The following is a 17,759-nucleotide window of genomic DNA, read 5'->3' on the forward strand; positions in this document are numbered from 1 at the left end:
CCGCTCACTGCACGTGGACCCACTTGGCCTTGGAGGGGGTGCCCTCGGCGTCCGTCACGAACAGCATGTACCAGCCGGGCGGCACGAGGGCGGGGTCGCGCGGGACGTCGAACGTCACCGCTCCGTCCTTCCGGGTGATGTCCAGCTCGATGGAGCGCTGTTCGACGTCCGTGGTGTGCGTGACCGCGCTGGGCCGCATCAGCCGTGCCGCGGCCACGCGCTCGGGGTGGTCCGTGCGGTACGTGATGCGGTGGTCCTCGTCCAGCGTCCGCGGCCCGTCCTTCAGCGCGGGGCGCTTCGAGGCGTTCTTGTGCAGCGTGGGCGGGGTGAAGACCTCCATGCGCTGCTCGAAGTGGCCCAGCTTGGTGTTCTGCTGGTCGTCGAAGAGCGGGTCGGAGCCGAAGGTGGCGATCCGGCCGTCGGGCAGCAGCAGGGCCTCGGAGTGGTAGTTGCGGCCCACCTTCGGCGCGGCGGCCTCCCGGAAGGCGTTGGCCTTCGGGTCGTAGAACTGCGCCCGGAGGATGTTGCTGGCGCTGCGCCCGCGGTAGTCCTTCGACCCGTTGGACGTGAACACGGTGTCGTCCGGCATGATCACGCTGTTCAGGTAGCGGGTGCCCTGCGGCAGGTCGGGGCCGTCCTCGAAGGCCGGGTTGTCCTTCTTCAGGTCCACGACCGCCGTGCGCGGGGTGGACTTCTTCGACTCGCCGACGCCGCCTCCGCCGAGGATCATCACCTTCTGCTCCTGCGCCGGGGGGAGCAGCACGGAGGCCGAGGTCTCGGTCTGGTCGAGGTCGCTCAGGCCCGGCACCTTGCGGAAGGTGTTGGTCTCCAGGTCCCACAGCCCCGGCTGGCGCCCCTGGTCGGCGGGGCCGTACCCGGCGTTGGAGGCCGAGTAGAACAGCTTGCCGCCCTTGGTCAGGAACAGGGCGGGGTACGTCGGGAAGTACCGCTTGGGGCCGGGTGACCACTTCTTGGTCTCCGGGTCGTAGATCTCGTTGTCGCCCGGGTCGATCATGCCGACGTCGTCCAGGCCGGACACCGCGAGCACCCGCCCGTCGTCCAGGCCGACGAGCGTCGGGTACCAGCGGGCCTTGTCCATCGCGTCGACCGGGACGTACTTCTCGGCCTTCGGGTCGAACTCGTAGGCGGCGCGGATGCCCTGGAAGTCCTGCTTGTCGAGGGTGATCTTCTCGGACAGGCCGTAGACGTTCTCGGCGGCCCGGCCCTTGAGGCCGACGACCGCGTACTGCGCCTGGGTGCCGGTGACCGACCGCTTGCCCTTCTTGACGGCCTCCACGAAGACGCGGGCCTCGCTGGCGGTGACCTTGGTCCTCCAGGGCTGCATCACGCCGCGGCTGTTGTACGTCACCTTGAAGGTGCGCTTGGCCTTGGGGACGGTGACGTCGAACTTCGTGACGTACTCGACGCCCGACGGGGAGCGGAAACGGGTGCCCTTCTTCAGGTGCACCGCCTTGTCGGGGCTCTCGTTCTTCACCCGCATGCCGCCGCCGGCCCGGGTCACCTCGCCGTCCAGCAGCTCGTAGCGCGCGGTGCCGCCGGCCACCAGCAGGCGGCCGTCGGGCAGTTGGGCGTGCCCGGCGCAGAAGAAGTCCTCCGGGGTGGGGACCTTCTTGAAGGTGTTCTTCTCCGGGTCCCACAGGACGGTGTCGAACTGGCCCTTGTCGAACTTGCGCTGCTCGTTGCCCGACCCGGCGACGATCAGCACCTTGCCGGTGTGCAGCAGGGCGGCGTGGATGGCGTTGGTGCGGTACTCCTCGGGGATGTCGATCTGGTCCCAGGAGCCGTACTTCGCCTTGTAGCCGGGCTGGGCGATCTTGTACTCGTGGTACTGCGCGGAGGCGAAGTCCAGCGCGGCCGGGGCGTTCAGGCCCGCCAGGACCGCGATCCCGCCGATGCCCAGGACGGTCTTCTTGGTCTTCTGCGAGGGCTGGTACGCCATGGCCTAGTTGCCTCCTGTCGTGGTGCCGGTCGCCGGGGCCGCCGCCGGGGACACGGTGGCGAGGGCCGGGGCGGGCTCCTTCGTTCCGGGCACGCGTGCGGGGGTGTGGGGCGCGGTGGGGGTGGGGGTCTGCGCGGAGTCGGGGGCCTGCGGGGCCTGTGCGGAGCGCGGGTGACGCTCCCGGTGCTCCTTGAGGAGGGTCACGGCCCACACCCCGGCCGGGGCCAGAGAGATGGCCATGGCCAGGACGGCCCAGGTGCGCATCGCGGCGTGCGTGTGGTCCAGGGCCACCGAGGCGGCCAGGGACGAGGCCAGCAGGCCGGCCCAGAAGAGGTGGATGCGGAAGGTGGCCGGCCGGTCGGGGCTGGCGTCGCCGCCCTTGGGCGTGACGACGAACCGGCTGGGCCGGCGCAGCAGGGCCTCGCCCAGGGACTTGAGGTAGATCGGCGCGGACAGGGCCGACATCGCCATGCCGGCCAGGCCGCCGGAGCCCTCCGGTTCGTGCGGGGAGACGTTGTGCCGGCGGTTCCAGAGGTAGAGGCCGACCTGGAGCGCGGCGGCGTCGCTGTACAGCATCATCCACACCGAGGCGGAGACCTGGGTGCCGGAGGCGCCGAACCAGAGGAACAGGACGCAGCTGAGGATGCCGAGCAGCCAGTTGACGGCCGTCATCGGGTAGTAGACGAGCATCAGCGTGTAGGACAGCAGGCGGCCCGGGGGCATGCTGAAGGGCGCCTTCCAGTACTGCTTGATGAGCGTCTCGTAGGTGCCGCGCGACCAGCGCATCTGCTGGGTGAAGAAGTCGGTCCAGGAGGCCGGGCCCTCACCGACGGCCAGCACGTCCGGGGTGTAGACGGAGCGCCAGTGGTGGCGGGTGGCCGGGTTGCGGTGGCGGTGGATCTCGAAGCCGGTGGCCATGTCCTCGGTGATGGAGTCGTACAGACCGCCGATCTGCTTGACGACGGAGATGCGCACGACGTTGTTGGTGCCGACGAACATGGGGGCGCGGTAGCGGTTGCCGGCCCGCTGGATCAGGGCGTGGAAGAGGAACTGCTGCGACTCGGCGGCCTTGGTGACGGGGTTGTGGTAGTTGCCGTACACCTGGGGGCCGACGACGAAGGCGACGTCCGGGTCGCGGAAGTAACCCATCATCCGCTCCAGGAAGTTCGGGAGCGGGACGTGGTCGGTGTCGACGGACGCGAAGAAGTCGTAGGCGTCGCCGTGCATGGCGATCCAGGCGTTGTAGTTCCCGTGCTTGGTACGGGCCTTGTGGACGCCCTCGGAGCGGTTCCACTCGGGGACGCCGAGCCGGGTGAAGTGCCGCACGCCGAGCTCCGCGCACAGGGCCTTGGCGTCGGCGTCGTCGCCCTCGTCGAGGAGCCAGACGTCGAGCGGGCCGGTGTGGTGCATGCGGACGGCGCCCTCCAGGGTCGCGCGGACCATGGAGAGGGGTTCCTTGCCCGGGACGTAGGTGGTCAGGAAGGCGACGCGGGTGCCGGGTTCGGGGACGACCGGGACGGGGTCGCGGGCGACCATCGTGGCGTGGGCGACCGAGGCGACGTTGACGAGCATGAACAGTTCGATGAGGCCGATCGAGACCAGCATGGTCACGTCGAGTCCGACGAGCCAGCGTTCACCGCCCTCGCGCTCCACCCAGTGGGTGGGCCAGATGAGGTAGACCAGCAGGGCCCCGGTGAGCAGCGGGGCGAGGCACATCAGGAGGACGGCTCGTATTCGGCGGGGCTCACGGGCGAGGAGCGAGGCGTACTGCACCCGGTACGCCTCGCCGGACGGCTCCGTGAGCGGTCCGGCGAGTCGGCTGTGGGAGTCGTAGTCGTAGCCCTCCGGCCGCACAGCGCCCTCCAGATGGTTGAGACCTGATCGAAGCGCAATACCCCGATACCCATACGAAAATGGATCTTTGGGGCGGTGTCGAACTGGGGGCGTCCAGGCGGGTGGGTGCCCGCACCCGTCGCCCCACAGCAGGTCGGGGATGCGCCGGGTACGCGAAGACCCCGGCTCTCGGAGGAACCGGGGTCTCGTGGGCGTCGGGGCACGGCGGGGCTACTGCGCGAGATGCCGCTCCACCGTCTCCACCTTGGACGTGAGGCCGTCCGTGACGCCCGGGCGGATGTCCGCCTTCAGGACCAGGGAGACCCGCGGCGCACGCCGCTCGACCGCGGCGACCGCGCGCCGGACGACGTCCATGACCTCGTCCCACTCCCCCTCCACGGACGTGAACATCGCGTCCGTACGGTTCGGCAGCCCGGACTCCCGCACCACCCGCACGGCGTCGGCGACGTACTCCCCCACGTCCTCACCGACCCCCAGCGGGGTCACCGAGAAGGCGACGATCATGCGCTCACCACGCCCTCGTTGCGCGCCCGGGACGCGATGACCGCGTCCTCGGCCTCACGCCGCAGCTTCCGCTCCGCGAAGAACCCGCCGGCCGGCAGCACCGAGAGCACGAAGTAGAGCGCGGCCGTCTGCAGCGGCCACTTCGCCCGGTTCCACGCGTCCGCCCAGAAGATCACGTACAGGACGAACAGCGCCCCGTGCACCGCTCCCATCACCGGCACGGCGTTGAATTCGGTGGTCCGCTTCAGCACCGAGCAGACCAGCAGGAGCAGGAACGAGATCGCCTCGGGGGCCGAGACCAGGCGGAGGCGGCGGAGGGCGGTGGCGGTCTTGAGGTCCACGGGTCACCTTCGGTGGGAGGGGAAACGATTTGTGAACGCACGCACAAGCGTCCCGCCCATTGTGGCAAACCAACCCGGGGCCCCGGTCCCTAGGGGTGCGGTCAGGGTCGATCTCCACCCCCGGTACCTGTCGGCGGAGCCCGGCCTGCGGCTACCTTCCCGTATGTGGCGATGTTCCGACTTCAAGGCAGCAAGGTGCTCGCCGTCGACATGACCGGAGACGCCGTCAAGGCGAAGAACGGCTCGATGGTCGCGTACGACGGCGAGATGGCCTTCAAGAAGCTCAGCGGCGGCGGCGAGGGCATCCGCGGGATGGTGACCCGGCGGCTCACCGGTGAGCAGATGACGTTGATGGAGGTGAAGGGCCGGGGGACCTGCTGGTTCGCCGACCGTGCCTCCGAGATCAACCTGGTCGGCCTGCAGGGCGACAAGCTCTGGGTCGAGTCCAGCAACCTGCTCGCGACCGACGGCGGGCTGCGCACGGGCACGGACTTCACGGGCCTGCGCGGAGCCTCGCAGGGCAACGGGCTGTTCACGACGACCGTCGAGGGCCACGGCCAGGCGGCGATCATGTCGGACGGCCCGGCGGTGGTGCTGCGGGTCAGCGCCCAGTACCCGCTGACCGTGGACCCGGGGGCGTACGTGGCGCACCAGGGGAACCTGCGGCAGTCCTTCCAGTCGGGTGTGACGTTCCGCACGCTGCTCGGGGAGGGCGGCGGCGAGGCCTTCCAGATGCGGTTCGAGGGGGACGGCCTGGTGTACGTGCAGCCGAGCGAGCGGAACACGATCGCGGGAGACGTGTGACATGGCCTTCCGGGAGATCAACGCGAAGATGATCGAGGCGACCGTCACGCCGGGGCAACGGCTGTTCAGTCAGCGCGGCGCGATGCTCGCCTACCGGGGCGAGGTGTCCTTCACGCCCAGCACGGCGGGCGGCCAGGGCGGGATCATGTCGATGATCGGCCGCCGGGTCGCCGACGAGGACACCCCCCTGATGACGGTCGAGGGCAGCGGCACGGTCCTGTTCGGGCACGGCGGGCACCACATCCAGGTGATCCGGCTCACCGGCGACACGCTGTACGTCGAGGCCGACCGCCTGCTGGCCTTCGAGGGCACCCTGCAGCAGGGCACGATGTTCCTGGGCTCGCAGGGCGGCGTCATGGGCATGGTGCGCGGCCAGGTCAGCGGCCAGGGGCTGTTCACGACCACGCTGAAGGGCCACGGGGCCGTCGCGGTCATGGCCCACGGCGGCGTCATCGAGATCCCGATCAGCCCGCAGCGCCCGGTGCACGTGGACCCGCAGGCCTATGTCGCCCACCACGGCGAGGTCCGCAACAAGCTGTCCACGGCCCTGGGCTGGCGGGACATGGTGGGCCGCGGCTCGGGCGAGGCGTTCCAGCTGGAGCTCAGCGGCAGCGGTGCGGTGTACGTCCAGGCGTCGGAGGAGAAGCTGTGAGCACGTACGGAAGCCCCGGCGCCGGCCCCGTGGTCTTCGACCCGGCGACGCTGCCGCCCGACGACAACGTCAACCCCCACACCTTCTGCGTGGAGCTCAAGGGGAGCCAGTGGTTCCTGCAGAAGGGGAAGATGATCGCCTACTACGGCTCGATCGACTTCAACGGCGTCGGACACGGCCGTCTGGACCGCCTCGTCCGCACGTCCTTCCATTCGCCACTGCACGCGAGCGACTGGGTCGTGGCGGAGGGCTCGGGCAAGATGCTCCTCGCCGACCGGGCCTTCGACGTCAATTCGTACGACCTCCAAGACGGCAACCTGACCATTCGCTCGGGCAACTTGCTTGCTTTTCAGCCAACTCTCGCCCTGAAGCAATCAATCGTGCCGGGTTTCCTGACCCTCATCGGAACCGGAAAGTTCGTGGCGGCGTCGAACGGCCCGGTGGTCTTCATGGAACCCCCGATCCGGGTCGACCCCCAGGCCCTGGTCGGCTGGGCCGACTGCCCCTCGCCCTGCCACCACTACGACCACGGGTACATGACCGGCGTGCTGGGCGGTCTACGTGCGCTGACGGGCCTGGGCGGGGCCTCCGGCGAGGAGCACCAGTTCGAGTTCGTCGGCGCCGGCACGGTCCTGCTGCAGTCGTCCGAGACCGTGATGGCGGAGCAGGCCACGGGCGCCGTGCCGCACCAGGCGGGCGTGCCCGGAGGCGGACCTTCCGGGCACCAGGGCGGCCAGGCCGGGGTACCGCGTCTTCCCGGACAGCTGGGGGACCTCCAGCGTCGCTTCGGGCTGTGAGCGGTAGTCTGCGGAGTGTGACATCGAACGCCTGCGCACTGTTGTTCGCCAGGTGTGCGCCGTCACACGCCACCCCTCACTAGTTCGCCTTTCAACCTTTTAGGTAGACTTCATTCATGGAGACCGAGACGGCCACCCGCTGGCTGACCGATGCGGAGCAGTGCGCCTGGCGCACCCACCTGGAGGTCAACAGGCTGTTGACGTACCAGCTCGAGAAGGACCTGCAGCCGTTCGGCCTGACAATGAACGACTACGAGATCCTGGTGAATCTCTCCGAGTCCGAGGACCTGCGGATGCGGATGAGCGACCTCGCCTCCGCCACGCTCCAGTCCAAGAGCCGCCTCTCGCACCAGATCACGCGCATGGAGAACGCGAACCTGGTCCGGCGGGAGAACTGCGAGTCGGACCGCCGCGGGCTCTACGCGGTCCTCACCGAGCACGGCATGGCGACGATGCAGAAGGTCGCGCCGCACCACGTGGCGTCCGTGCGCAGGCACTTCATCGACCTGCTGTCCCCCGAGGCCCTGACGGAGCTCGACAAGGCCCTCAAGCCGATCGCGGAGCACCTGCGCGGGCAGCGCGGACGCCCGTGACCGCACTCCGCTAGACGAGCGGCAGGCGGAGTTCGAACAGGGCTCCGCCTGCGGGCCCCTGGCCCGCCGTGAGCGTGCCGCCGTGCCGTACGGCGACGTCCCGGGCGATGGCGAGCCCCAGCCCGGCTCCTCCGTCGTCCCGGCTGCGGGCGGCGTCCAGCCGGACGAACCGTTCGAAGATCCGCTCCCGGTCGGCCTCCGGCACCCCGTCCCCGTCGTCGGCCACCCCGACCACGGCCAGGTCGCCCTCCCGTCGCACGCTGACCGTCACGGCCGACCGTGCGTGCCGCTGGGCGTTGTCGAGCAGGTTGGCCAGCACCCGCCCGAGCTGCCCCTTCGACCCGGCCACCTCGACCGGTTCCGCCACCACGCTCACCCCGGACCGCCCCTCGGCCTCCTCCCGGGCGAGCCCGGCCAGGTCGACGCGCGTGTCGACGGGCCGCTCCCCCGCGTCAAGCCGGGCGAGCAGCAGCAGGTCGGCGGCGAGCCGCTGGAGCCGCACGGTGTCCTCCACGGCCCCGTCGAGGTCCAGCAGTTCGGGATGGGCGGCGGCCACCTCCAGCTGCGTGCGCAGCGAGGCGATCGGGCTGCGCAGTTCGTGCGAGGCGTCGGCGACGAACCGCCGCTGCCGCTCCACGGACGTCTCCAGGGCCGCCAGCGTCTCGTTGGTGGTGCTGGCGAGCCGCGCGATCTCGTCGTGGGTGTCGGGCTCCGGGACGCGTCGCGCGAGGTCCTCGGAGCGGGTGATCGCGGCCATCTCGCGCCGGATGCCCTCCACCGGCCGCAGGGCCCGCCGGGTGACCAGCCAGGTCACGCCCGCGACCACGCCCAGCAGCAGCGGGAACCCGATCAGCATCACCGTCAGCGCGGTGCGCACGGCCCCGTGCTCGGCGGCCAGCGGCGCGCCGGCGTAGACCGTGAGAGTGCCGCGGTCGTGGGTTTCGACCTCCACCGCCGCGTACCGGTAGTCCTCCGTGTCCCCGTCGACCGTCGCGGACCCGTTGCTGAAGACGCTCTCCGAGGAGATCTCCCCGGGTTCGAGGGCCGCGCCCTCCTCGCCGGAGTCGTCCTCGTCGTCGCCGCCCGGCACCGGAGAAGGCTGCGCCTTCACGCGGGCGCTGTCCGTGCCGCTGATCCGCTCCAGGTCCTCGCTGACCGCGACCAGCCGCCCGTCCTCGTCGAGGACCTGCACCGGCCCGGTGTCCCCGTCCAGCCCCGACAGCTTGGCGTACGGCGTCCCGGCCGCGAGCTCGGAGGCCACGGCCCGCGCGGAACGCTCCGCCTGGGTGCCGGCCTCGCCCATCAGGTTGGACCGCAGCGACAGCAGCACGGCCGTGCCCGCGGCGACCAGGGCGACCGCGACCACCAGCGTGGCACCGAGGGTGGCCCGCGCCCGGACGGATCCGAACAGCCGCCTCACGGCGAGGTCTCCAGCCGGTACCCGGCCCCGCGCACGGTCCGGATCAGCCCCGCCCGCAGCTTGCGCCGCAGGGTGCTGACGTACACCTCGACGATGTTCGGATCGCCCTCGTACGCGAAGTCCCAGACGTGCTCCAGGATCTCGGACTTGGACACCACCTCGCCGGCCCGCAGCACGAGCTGCTCCAGCACGGAGAACTCCTTGGCGGTCAGGGCGATCTCGTCCTGGCCGAGGAAGACCCGGCGCGCGGCCGTGTCCACCTTCAGATCCCCGTGCACGTGCACCGGCGAGGCGCCCGCGCCCTGCCCGCGCCGCCGCAGCAGGGCCTTGATCCGGGCGACCAGCACCACGTACGAGAACGGCTTGGTCAGATAGTCGTCCGCGCCCGTGTCGAGCCCCTCGGCCTCGTCGTACTCGCCGTCCTTGGCCGTCAGCATCAGGATCGGCACCTCGTGCCCGGAGGCGCGCAGGGCGGCGCAGACCCGGTAGCCGTTGAGCCCCGGCAGCATGATGTCGAGGATGACCAGGTCGTACGTCCCCTCCGAGGCCTGGTGCAGCCCCTCCCGCCCGTCGTGGACGACGTCCACGGCGTACCCCTCGGCCGTCAGGCCCCTGGCGAGCGACAGGGCCAGCCGCTTCTCGTCCTCCACGATCAACAGGCGCATGCGTCAAGAGTGGCAAAAGGAAGCTGAAGATCCCTTCAGGGGCCTTCAGCTTCCTCTCAGCCTCGGTCGGCCAGAGTCGAAGACATCGAAAACGAAACGACTCGGGAGGAATCCGCATGAAGCGCAACATCGTGATCGCCGCTGTGACCGCCGCCGCTCTGATCGGAGGCGGTACGGCCACGGCCCTCGCGACCACGGGAGACGACGAGGGCTCGGCGCGGCAGGCGGCCAACACCCGGCTGACGGGCGACGACGCCCGGGACGGCGCGGACGACCGCGACGACGACGCGCGTGCCTCCACCGCCGAGGTCACGGCGCCCGAGGCGATCGCCTCCGCGCTGAAGCACACGTCGGGTACGGCCGTCTCCGCCGAGCTGGACGACGAGGACGACGGCGGCAAGGTGGTCTGGAAGGTCGACGTCCTGTCCGGCGACGACGCCTGGCACAGCGTGAGCGTCGACCCCTCGAACGGCAAGGTGCTCGGTTCGCACACGGACGACGAGGACGACACGGCGCAGGTGCGGGCGGCGCTGAAGGGTTCCTCGGTGACGGCCGAGGAGGCCGCCCGGGCCCTGGCCGGCAAGGGCGTGGTGACCTCAGTCGACCTGGACGAGGACGGCAAGGCCACGTCCTGGGAGGCCGAGACCCGCAAGTCCGGCGGCGCCGAGCAGGACTGGAAGGTCGACCTGACGTCGGGCAAGGTCACGGCGGACCGTACCGATGCCCAGGACGACGACCAGGACTGACATCTCACTGCCAGATTTCAACCGCCCCGGCGTCCGTGCTGACGCCGGGGCGATGCGCAACCCGGCGCAGCGGGGTGCCGCCGCGCCCACCCTCCCCCAAGCTCTCGGCTTCGCTCGAGCAGGGGGGACCCCCATCGCCCCTGGCGACACGCATGCCCGCGGCTAGGCGGACCCGCACCCGCCGTACTACGCAAGGGGCCGTGTCGGGGGGTGTCCGCCCGCAGCGGTTGGCGCGTCAACGAACAGTCAGTCGGCACGCAAGTCGATCGCGCCGTTCCGAGGACGGACACCCCCCGGCGCGGCCCCGACCCACGCACGACAACGGGCGAAACCACCCACCGCGGCCCGGCCGCCTCCCGGCAGGCTCAGCCCTCCGTCAGGCCCGTCACCAGTTCGTCCGCCGCCCGGTAGGGATCCAGCTCCCCCGCCACGATCCGCTCCGCGAGCGCCCCCAGCCGCCGGTCCCCGTGCAGGTCGCCGATCCGCTCCCGCAGGGCCGTCACCGCGATCGTCTCGACCTCGCGCGCGGCCCGGGCCATCCGCCGCTCCGCGAGGACTCCCCGCTCCTCCATCCAGGCCCGGTGCTTCTCCAGCGCCTCGACGACCTCGTCCACGCCCTCACCCCGCGCGGCGACGGTCTTCACGATCGGGGGACGCCAGTCACCCGGCCCCCGCGACTCCCCGAGCCCCAGCATGTGGTTGAGCTCGCGGGCCGTCGCGTCGGCCCCGTCCCGGTCCGCCTTGTTGACGACGTACACGTCGCCGATCTCCAGGATCCCGGCCTTGGCCGCCTGGATCCCGTCCCCCATCCCCGGCGCCAGCAGCACCACGGACGTGTCCGCCTGCGAGGCGATCTCCACCTCCGACTGCCCGACCCCCACCGTCTCGACGAGGATCACGTCGCAGCCGGCCGCGTCCAGCACCCGGATCGCCTGCGGGGCGGCCCACGCCAGCCCGCCCAGATGCCCTCGCGTCGCCATCGAGCGGATGTACACGCCCGGGTCGGACGCGTGGTCCGACATCCGCACCCGGTCCCCGAGCAGCGCGCCGCCGGAGAACGGGGAGGACGGGTCGACGGCGAGCACGCCGACCCGCCTGCCCTGCTTGCGGTAGGCGGAGACCAGCGCCGAGGTCGACGTCGACTTGCCGACCCCGGGCGACCCGGTCAGCCCCACCACGTACGCCCCGCCGGTCAGCGGCGCCAGCGCCGCCATGACCTCACGCAGCTGCGGGGACGCCCCCTCCACCAGGGAGATCAGCCGGGCGACGGCCCGCGGCCGCCCCTCCCTGGCCTGGGCCACCAGCGTGGAGACGTCCTGCATCACAGCTCCGTTCTCGAGAGGGGGTTCGGAAAGCCGTCAGGCCTTCGGGACCCGGACGATCAGCGCGTCACCCTGACCACCGCCACCGCACAGCGCGGCCGCGCCGACGCCACCGCCCCGCCGCTTCAGCTCCAGCGCCAGATGCAGCACGAGCCGCGCGCCGGACATCCCGATCGGGTGACCCAGGGCAATGGCACCACCGTTGACATTCACCTTTTCGGTGGACACGCCGAGGTCCTTCATGGACTGCACGGCCACGGCCGCGAACGCCTCGTTGATCTCGATGAGGTCGAGGTCCTCGACGCCCAGCCCTTCCTTCTTCAGCGCGTGCTGGATCGCGTTGGACGGCTGCGACTGCAGCGAGTTGTCCGGCCCGGCCACGTTCCCGTGCGCCCCGATCTCGGCGATCCACTCCAGGCCGAGCTCCTGCGCCTTGGCCTTGCTCATCACGACCACGGCGGCGGCGCCGTCGGAGATCTGCGAGGCGGAACCGGCCGTGATCGTGCCGTCCTTGGAGAAGGCCGGGCGCAGCTTGCCGAGGGACTCCGCGGTCGTGTCGCCGCGGATGCCCTCGTCCTTGCTGAACAGCACCGGGTCGCCCTTGCGCTGCGGGATCTCGACGGGCGTGATCTCGGCCTCGAACAGGCCGTTCTTCTGCGCGGCGGCGGCCCGCTGGTGCGACAGCGCGGCGATCTCGTCCTGCTCGGCCCGGCCGATGCCCAGGCGCGTGTTGTGCTTCTCCGTCGACTCGCCCATGGCGACGCCCTCGAAGGAGTCGGTCAGGCCGTCGTAGGCCATGGCGTCCAGCATCTGGACGGCGCCGTACTTGAAGCCCTCGCGGGACTTGGGCAGCAGGTGCGGGGCGTTGGTCATGGACTCCTGGCCGCCGGCGACGATCACGTCGAACTCGCCCGCGCGGATCAGCTGGTCGGCGAGGGCGATGGCGTCGAGGCCCGAGAGGCACACCTTGTTGATGGTCAGCGCCGGCACGTTCATGGGGATGCCCGCCTTGACCGCGGCCTGGCGCGCCGGGATCTGCCCCGCCCCGGCCTGGAGCACCTGGCCCATGATCACGTACTGCACCTGGTCGCCGCCGATCCCCGCACGGTCGAGGGCGGCCTTGATCGCGAAGCCGCCGAGGTCGGCTCCGGAGAAGGACTTCAGGGAGCCCAGCAGCCGTCCCATGGGCGTACGCGCGCCCGAGACGATGACCGAGCTGGTCGTTGCAGAAGACATGAGCTGCGATCCCCTTACCGGCTGCACAGCCGAGGAGTGAACGAGGGTTTACTTCGAATGTACTGAGTGGCACTCCGTGCCGTCATCGGGCCGTCGGTGTGATCGCGCGCACGTTGCGTAACCACCTCGGGGGCGCTGCACTGAGACCATGCTGACGCGAATCGACCACATCGGAATCGCCTGTTTCGACCTCGACAAGACCGTCGAGTTCTACCGTGCCACCTACGGCTTCGAGGTGTTCCACTCCGAGGTCAACGAGGAGCAGGGCGTGCGCGAGGCCATGCTCAAGATCAACGAGACGTCCGACGGCGGCGCCACCTACCTGCAGCTCCTGGAGCCGACCCGGGAGGACTCCACCGTCGCGAAGTGGCTGGCGAAGAACGGGGAGGGCGTCCACCACATCGCTTTCGGTACGGCGGATGTGGACACGGACTCCGCGGACATCCGCGACAAGGGCGTACGCGTGCTGTACGAAGAGCCCCGACGCGGTTCCATGGGGTCACGGATCACCTTCCTGCACCCCAAGGACTGCCATGGCGTACTGACAGAACTGGTCACTTCGGCGCCCGTTGAGTCACCTGAGCACTGACCCTCGTACATAGGGGCCGGTAGGGTTGGGTGCGGTCGCCGCTCAACCAGGGTGACCGCGGTCCCGCCGTGCGACGGCAGGACCACCGGGGTCCGGGTTTCGGGGGACGAGCGCCGGGGCAGCAGCCTCTGCTCCGCCGATGATCTGACACCATTCCCCGGGGGCCCCGTTCGGCGGATGGACGGAGCTCGTTCGGAAAGAGTTGCGACCAGGGGACGGATGGGACCGCGCAGTGCGGGGCTACGAGAGCCAGGAGCGAGAGCCGGCGGCTGACGTCGACCACCTCTCTCGGTTCGAAGCCGAGATGAAGCGGCTGAAGACCGAACGGGAAAAGGCGATCCAGCACGCCGAGGACCTCGGCTACCAGGTCGAGGTGCTGCGCGCCAAGCTGCACGAGGCGCGGCGCACCATCATGTCCCGGCCCTCCTTCGACGGCGGCGACATTGGCTGGCAGGCCGAGCAGTTGCTGCGCAACGCGCAGATGCAGGCCGACCAGATCCGCGCGGACGCCGACCGCGAGCTGAGCGAGGCCCGGGCCCAGACCCAGCGGATCCTCCAGGAGCACGCCGAGCAGGCGGCCCGGCTCCAGGCCGAGCTGCACCAGGAGGCGGTGACCCGCCGCCAGCAGCTGGACCAGGAGCTGGCCGAGCGCCGCCAGACGGTCGAGTCCCACGTCAACGAGAACGTGGCGTGGGCCGAGCAGCTGCGCGCCCGCACCGAGCAGCAGGCCCGCCGGCTGCTGGAGGAGTCCCGCGCCGAGGCCGAGCAGGCCCTGGCCACCGCCCGCGCGGAGGCCGAGCGGCTGGCGACCGAGGCCCGGCAGCGGCTGACGAACGCGGCCGAGGAGGCCCGGGCGGAGGCCGAGCAGATCCTGCGGCGTGCCCGCACGGACGCCGAGCGGCTCCTGAACGCCGCCTCCACGCAGGCCCAGGAGGCCACCGACCACGCCGAGCAACTGCGCACGTCCACCGTCTCGGAGTCCGAGTCGGCGCGCCGCCGCGCCCAGGAGCTCAGCAAGGCCGCCGAGCAGCGGATGGCCGAGGCCGAGGAGGCGCTGCGCAAGGCGCAGGCCGAGTCGGAGAAGCTGGTCGCCGAGGCCAAGGAGGCCGCCGCCAAGGCCCTGGCGAGCGCCGAGGCCGCCAACGAGACGCGTACGCGCACGGCCAAGGAGCAGGTCGCCCGGCTGGTCGAGGAGGCCACGAAGGAGGCCGAGAGCACCAAGTCCGAGGCGGAGCAGCTCGTCGCGGACGCCCGTGCCGAGGCCGAGAAGATCGTCGCCGAGGCCGCCGAGAAGGCCCGCACGCTCACCGCCGAGGAGACCGCGACCCAGCTGTCCAAGGCCGCCCGCACGGCCGAGGAGGTCCTCAACAAGGCGTCGGAGGACGCCAAGAAGACCACCAAGGCCGCCGCCGAGGAGGCCGAGCGGATCCGCAAGGAGGCCGAGGCCGAGGCGGACCGGCTGCGCGCCGAGGCGCACGACATCGCCGAGCAGCTCAAGGGCGCGGCGAAGGACGACACCAAGGAGTACCGCGCCAAGACGGTCGAGCTGCAGGAGGAGGCCCGCCGGCTGCGCGGCGAGGCCGAGCAACTGCGGGCGGACGCCGTCGAGGAGGGCGAGAAGATCCGCGCCGAGGCCCGCAAGGAGGCCGTGGCGCAGATCGAGGAGGCGGCGAAGTCCGCCGAGGAGCTGCTCGCCAAGGCCAAGGCGGACGCGGACGAGCTGCGCACGACGGCCCAGACGGACAGCGAGAAGGTCCGCACGGAGGCCATCGAGCGGGCGACCACGCTGCGCCGGCAGGCCGAGGAGACGCTCCAGCGCACCCGGCAGGAGGCCGAGCGGCACCGCGAGGAGGTCGTCGAGCAGGCCGAGGCCCTCAGGGCGGACGCCGAGCGCGCGGCGCGCGAGCTGCACGAGGAGACCGAGCGGGCCGTAGAGGCCCGGCGGGCGGAGGCCGCCGAGGAGCTGCGGCGCCTCCAGGCGGAGGCGGAGGAGCGGCTGACGGCGGCCGAGCAGGCGCTGACGGACGCCCGTGAGGAGGCCGCGCGGATCCGCCGCGAGGCCGCCGAGGAGAACGAGCGGCTGCGCGCCGAGGCCGCCGAGCGGATCCGTACGCTCCAGCAGCAGGCCGAGGCCGAGGCCGAGCGGCTGCGCGACGAGGCCGCCTCGGACGCGTCCGCGGCACGTGCCGAGGGCGAGGCCGTCGCCGTCCGGCTGCGCACGGAGGCCGCGAGCGAGGCCGAGCGGCTGAAGTCGGAGGCGCAGGAGAGCGCCGACCGGATGCGCGCGGAGGCGCAGGCCGCCGCCGAGCGGCTCGCCGCGGAGGCGTCCGAGACGCTGGCCGCCGCGCAGGAGGAGGCCAACCGCCGGCGCCGTGAGGCCGAGGAACTCCTCGGCAGCGCCCGGCAGGAGGCCGACCAGGAGCGCGAGCGGGCCCGCGAGCAGAGCGAGGAGCTGCTGGCCTCGGCGCGCAAGCGCGTCGAGGAGGCGCAGACCGAGGCCGTCCGGCTGGTCGAGGAGGCCGACCGGCGCGCCACCGAGATGGTGTCGGCGGCCGAGCAGCACGCCCAGCAGGTCCGGGACTCCGTCGCGGGGCTGCACGAGCAGGCGCAGGACGAGATCGCCGGGCTGCGCTCCGCCGCCGAGCACGCGGCGGACCGTACGCGGCGCGAGGCCCAGGAGGAGGCGGACCGGGTCCGCTCCGACGCCTACGCCGAACGGGAGCGGGCGAGCGAGGACGCCGGCCGGCTGCGGCGCGAGGCCCACGAGGAGTCCGAGGCCGCCAAGGCGCTCGCCGAGCGGACGATGTCCGAGGCGATCACGGAGGCCGAGCGGATCCGTACGGAGGTCGCCGAGCACGCCCAGCGGGTACGCACGGAGGCGTCGGACACGATCGCCGAGGCCGAGCAGAGCGCCTCGCGCACCCGGGCGGACGCCCGCGAGGACGCCAACCGCATCCGGTCGGACGCGGCGGCGCAGGCGGACGCCCTCATCACCGAGGCGCGCAACGAGGCGGAGCGGCTCACCACCGAGACGGTCCAGGAGACCGACCGGCTGCGCATGGAGACGGTCACCGAGGCCGAGCGGGTGCGCACGGAGGCCCTCTCCGAGGCCGAGCGCGTACGGTCCGAGGCCGCCGCGGAGGCCGAGCGGCTGCGCGCCGAGTCGGTCGCCAAGGCCGACCAGCTGGTCGGGGAGGCCACCGGCGAGGCGGAGCGGCTGCGCGCCGAGGCCGCCGAGACGGTCGGTTCTGCGCAGCAGCACGCCGAGCGGGTCCGCTCCGAGGCCGAGCGCGTCAAGACCGACGCGGCGGCGGAGGCGGAGCGGCTCGTCGCCACCGCGCGCGAGGAGGCCGACCGCACCCTGGACGAGGCCCGCAAGGACGCCAACAAGCGGCGTTCCGAGGCGGCCGAGCAGGTCGACAAGCTCATCACGGAGACCACGGCCGAGGCGGACAAGCTGCTCACCGAGGCGCAGCAGCAGGCGCACAAGACCACCGCGGAGGCCGAGGCGCAGGCCGACACGATGGTGGGCGCGGCCCGCACGGAGGCCGACCGGATCGTCTCCGAGGCGACGGTCGAGGGCAACTCGCTGGTGGAGAAGGCCCGTACGGACGCCGACGAGCTGCTGGTCGGCGCGCGCCGGGACGCCACGCAGATAAGGGAGCGCGCCGAGGAGCTGCGCGACCGCATCACCTCGGAGATCGAGGAGCTGCACGAGCGGGCCCGCCGGGAGTCGGCCGAGGCGATGAAGACGGCGGGCGACCGCTGCGACGCGCTGGTGAAGGCGGCCGAGGAGCAGCTCGCGAAGGCGCAGGCCAAGGCCAAGGAGATCGTCTCGGAGGCCAACTCCGAGGCGGGCAAGGTCCGCATCGCCGCGGTGAAGAAGGCCGAGGGGCTGCTCAAGGAGGCCGAGCAGAAGAAGAACACGCTCGTCCGGGAGGCCGAGGAGCTGAAGGCCGAGGCGATCCGCGAGGCCAAGCGCACGGTCGAGGAGGGCAAGCGCGAGCTGGAGGTCCTGGTCCGGCGCCGCGAGGACATCAACGCCGAGATCTCCCGTGTCCAGGACGTCCTGGAGGCGTTGGAGTCCTTCGAGGCGCCGTCCGCGGGCAAGGACAACGGAGTCAAGGCGGGAGCGACGGTCGGCGCACCCCGATCGGGTGGCAAGAGCTCGGAAAGCTAGCGAAAACCGGACGAACCCGGTGCGCGCTGAAGGGCCTTGACCAAGACTTTGGCAAGCCGTCCGGCGGTCAGCCACCCAAAAGGGGTGTCATTTTCC

Annotated in this window: 15 protein-coding genes; 7 read left to right on the top strand and 8 right to left on the bottom strand. The window is 71.6% G+C overall.

Annotation, left to right across the window (positions count from 1 at the left end; all coding sequences use genetic code 11):
• Nucleotides 1–4: 4 nt before the first annotated feature.
• The 4 genes from ACPXCS_RS34425 to ACPXCS_RS34440 form a co-directional block, all read right to left on the bottom strand.
• Complete coding sequence (locus ACPXCS_RS34425; RefSeq protein WP_425951447.1) at nucleotides 5–1,960, bottom strand: galactose oxidase-like domain-containing protein; 1,956 nt, start codon at nucleotides 1,958–1,960, stop codon at nucleotides 5–7.
• A gap of 3 nt (nucleotides 1,961–1,963) precedes the next feature.
• Nucleotides 1,964–3,814 carry a glycosyltransferase family 2 protein gene (locus ACPXCS_RS34430; RefSeq protein ID WP_425951448.1) on the bottom strand — a complete coding sequence of 617 codons (1,851 nt, stop codon included), beginning with the start codon at nucleotides 3,812–3,814 and terminating at the stop codon, nucleotides 1,964–1,966.
• Between the two features lie 210 nt (nucleotides 3,815–4,024).
• Nucleotides 4,025–4,318, bottom strand: coding sequence for an MTH1187 family thiamine-binding protein (locus ACPXCS_RS34435; protein WP_425951449.1), 294 nt, complete (start codon nucleotides 4,316–4,318; stop codon nucleotides 4,025–4,027).
• Complete coding sequence (locus ACPXCS_RS34440) at nucleotides 4,315–4,659, bottom strand: DUF3817 domain-containing protein (protein ID WP_425951450.1); 345 nt, start codon at nucleotides 4,657–4,659, stop codon at nucleotides 4,315–4,317. The genes ACPXCS_RS34435 and ACPXCS_RS34440 overlap by 4 nt, the downstream gene beginning before the upstream one ends.
• Before the next feature lie 171 nt (nucleotides 4,660–4,830).
• Between ACPXCS_RS34440 and ACPXCS_RS34445 the strand changes: the two genes are divergently transcribed.
• From ACPXCS_RS34445 to ACPXCS_RS34460, 4 genes are all read left to right on the top strand, one after another.
• The gene (locus tag ACPXCS_RS34445) at nucleotides 4,831–5,463 is read left to right on the top strand and encodes an AIM24 family protein (protein WP_425951451.1); all 633 of its coding nucleotides are present in this window, start codon (nucleotides 4,831–4,833) and stop codon (nucleotides 5,461–5,463) included.
• Nucleotide 5,464: 1 nt separating this feature from the next.
• A complete protein-coding gene (locus tag ACPXCS_RS34450) occupies nucleotides 5,465–6,115 on the top strand; it encodes an AIM24 family protein (RefSeq protein ID WP_425951452.1) in 651 nt (216 codons plus the stop codon).
• Entirely contained in the window at nucleotides 6,112–6,912 is an 801-nt protein-coding gene (locus ACPXCS_RS34455; RefSeq protein WP_425951453.1) for an AIM24 family protein, read from the top strand. Before ACPXCS_RS34450 ends, ACPXCS_RS34455 begins: the two co-directional genes overlap by 4 nt.
• A 116-nt stretch (nucleotides 6,913–7,028) precedes the next feature.
• Entirely contained in the window at nucleotides 7,029–7,505 is a 477-nt protein-coding gene (locus ACPXCS_RS34460) for a MarR family winged helix-turn-helix transcriptional regulator (protein ID WP_425951454.1), read from the top strand.
• Nucleotides 7,506–7,515: 10 nt separating this feature from the next.
• On the opposite strand, the gene ACPXCS_RS34465 is transcribed toward ACPXCS_RS34460, so the two are convergent.
• The gene (locus tag ACPXCS_RS34465; protein WP_425951455.1) at nucleotides 7,516–8,925 is read right to left on the bottom strand and encodes a sensor histidine kinase; all 1,410 of its coding nucleotides are present in this window, start codon (nucleotides 8,923–8,925) and stop codon (nucleotides 7,516–7,518) included.
• Entirely contained in the window at nucleotides 8,922–9,590 is a 669-nt protein-coding gene (locus ACPXCS_RS34470) for a response regulator transcription factor (RefSeq protein WP_425951456.1), read from the bottom strand. The genes ACPXCS_RS34465 and ACPXCS_RS34470 overlap by 4 nt, the downstream gene beginning before the upstream one ends.
• Nucleotides 9,591–9,706: 116 nt before the next feature.
• Here ACPXCS_RS34470 and ACPXCS_RS34475 point away from each other — a divergent pair, with 116 nt between their 5' ends.
• Nucleotides 9,707–10,336, top strand: a complete 630-nt coding sequence (locus ACPXCS_RS34475) for a PepSY domain-containing protein (protein WP_425951457.1) — start codon at nucleotides 9,707–9,709, stop codon at nucleotides 10,334–10,336.
• A gap of 365 nt (nucleotides 10,337–10,701) precedes the next feature.
• Here the strand turns inward: ACPXCS_RS34475 and meaB are convergent, their stop codons facing one another.
• Nucleotides 10,702–11,658, bottom strand: coding sequence for a methylmalonyl Co-A mutase-associated GTPase MeaB (gene meaB, locus ACPXCS_RS34480; protein WP_425951458.1), 957 nt, complete (start codon nucleotides 11,656–11,658; stop codon nucleotides 10,702–10,704).
• Between the two features lie 36 nt (nucleotides 11,659–11,694).
• Nucleotides 11,695–12,894: an acetyl-CoA C-acetyltransferase gene (locus ACPXCS_RS34485; protein ID WP_425951459.1), complete on the bottom strand. Its 1,200-nt coding sequence runs from the start codon at nucleotides 12,892–12,894 to the stop codon at nucleotides 11,695–11,697.
• Nucleotides 12,895–13,042: 148 nt separating this feature from the next.
• Here ACPXCS_RS34485 and mce point away from each other — a divergent pair, with 148 nt between their 5' ends.
• Both mce and scy read left to right on the top strand, forming a co-directional pair.
• Nucleotides 13,043–13,483, top strand: a complete 441-nt coding sequence (mce, locus tag ACPXCS_RS34490) for a methylmalonyl-CoA epimerase (RefSeq protein ID WP_425951460.1) — start codon at nucleotides 13,043–13,045, stop codon at nucleotides 13,481–13,483.
• A 232-nt stretch (nucleotides 13,484–13,715) separates the two neighbouring features.
• Nucleotides 13,716–17,663: a polarized growth protein Scy gene (scy, locus tag ACPXCS_RS34495; RefSeq protein WP_425951461.1), complete on the top strand. Its 3,948-nt coding sequence runs from the start codon at nucleotides 13,716–13,718 to the stop codon at nucleotides 17,661–17,663.
• Nucleotides 17,664–17,759: the final 96 nt, after the last annotated feature.

It is taken from the genome of Streptomyces sp. DT190, from assembly GCF_049846985.1.
Lineage (GTDB): Bacteria > Actinomycetota > Actinomycetes > Streptomycetales > Streptomycetaceae > Streptomyces.

What these genes read in the sequence shown, in the direction of transcription:
- ACPXCS_RS34425 (WP_425951447.1), bottom strand. Translation starts at nt 1,960, where the DNA reads ATGGCGTACCAGCCCTCGCAGAAGACCAAGAAGACCGTCCTGGGCATC.
- ACPXCS_RS34435 (WP_425951449.1), bottom strand. Translation starts at nt 4,318, where the DNA reads ATGATCGTCGCCTTCTCGGTGACCCCGCTGGGGGTCGGTGAGGACGTG.
- ACPXCS_RS34445 (WP_425951451.1), top strand. Translation starts at nt 4,831, where the DNA reads ATGTTCCGACTTCAAGGCAGCAAGGTGCTCGCCGTCGACATGACCGGA.
- ACPXCS_RS34450 (WP_425951452.1), top strand. Translation starts at nt 5,465, where the DNA reads ATGGCCTTCCGGGAGATCAACGCGAAGATGATCGAGGCGACCGTCACG.
- ACPXCS_RS34460 (WP_425951454.1), top strand. Translation starts at nt 7,029, where the DNA reads ATGGAGACCGAGACGGCCACCCGCTGGCTGACCGATGCGGAGCAGTGC.
- ACPXCS_RS34470 (WP_425951456.1), bottom strand. Translation starts at nt 9,590, where the DNA reads ATGCGCCTGTTGATCGTGGAGGACGAGAAGCGGCTGGCCCTGTCGCTC.
- ACPXCS_RS34475 (WP_425951457.1), top strand. Translation starts at nt 9,707, where the DNA reads ATGAAGCGCAACATCGTGATCGCCGCTGTGACCGCCGCCGCTCTGATC.
- meaB (WP_425951458.1), bottom strand. Translation starts at nt 11,658, where the DNA reads ATGCAGGACGTCTCCACGCTGGTGGCCCAGGCCAGGGAGGGGCGGCCG.
- ACPXCS_RS34485 (WP_425951459.1), bottom strand. Translation starts at nt 12,894, where the DNA reads ATGTCTTCTGCAACGACCAGCTCGGTCATCGTCTCGGGCGCGCGTACG.
- mce (WP_425951460.1), top strand. Translation starts at nt 13,043, where the DNA reads ATGCTGACGCGAATCGACCACATCGGAATCGCCTGTTTCGACCTCGAC.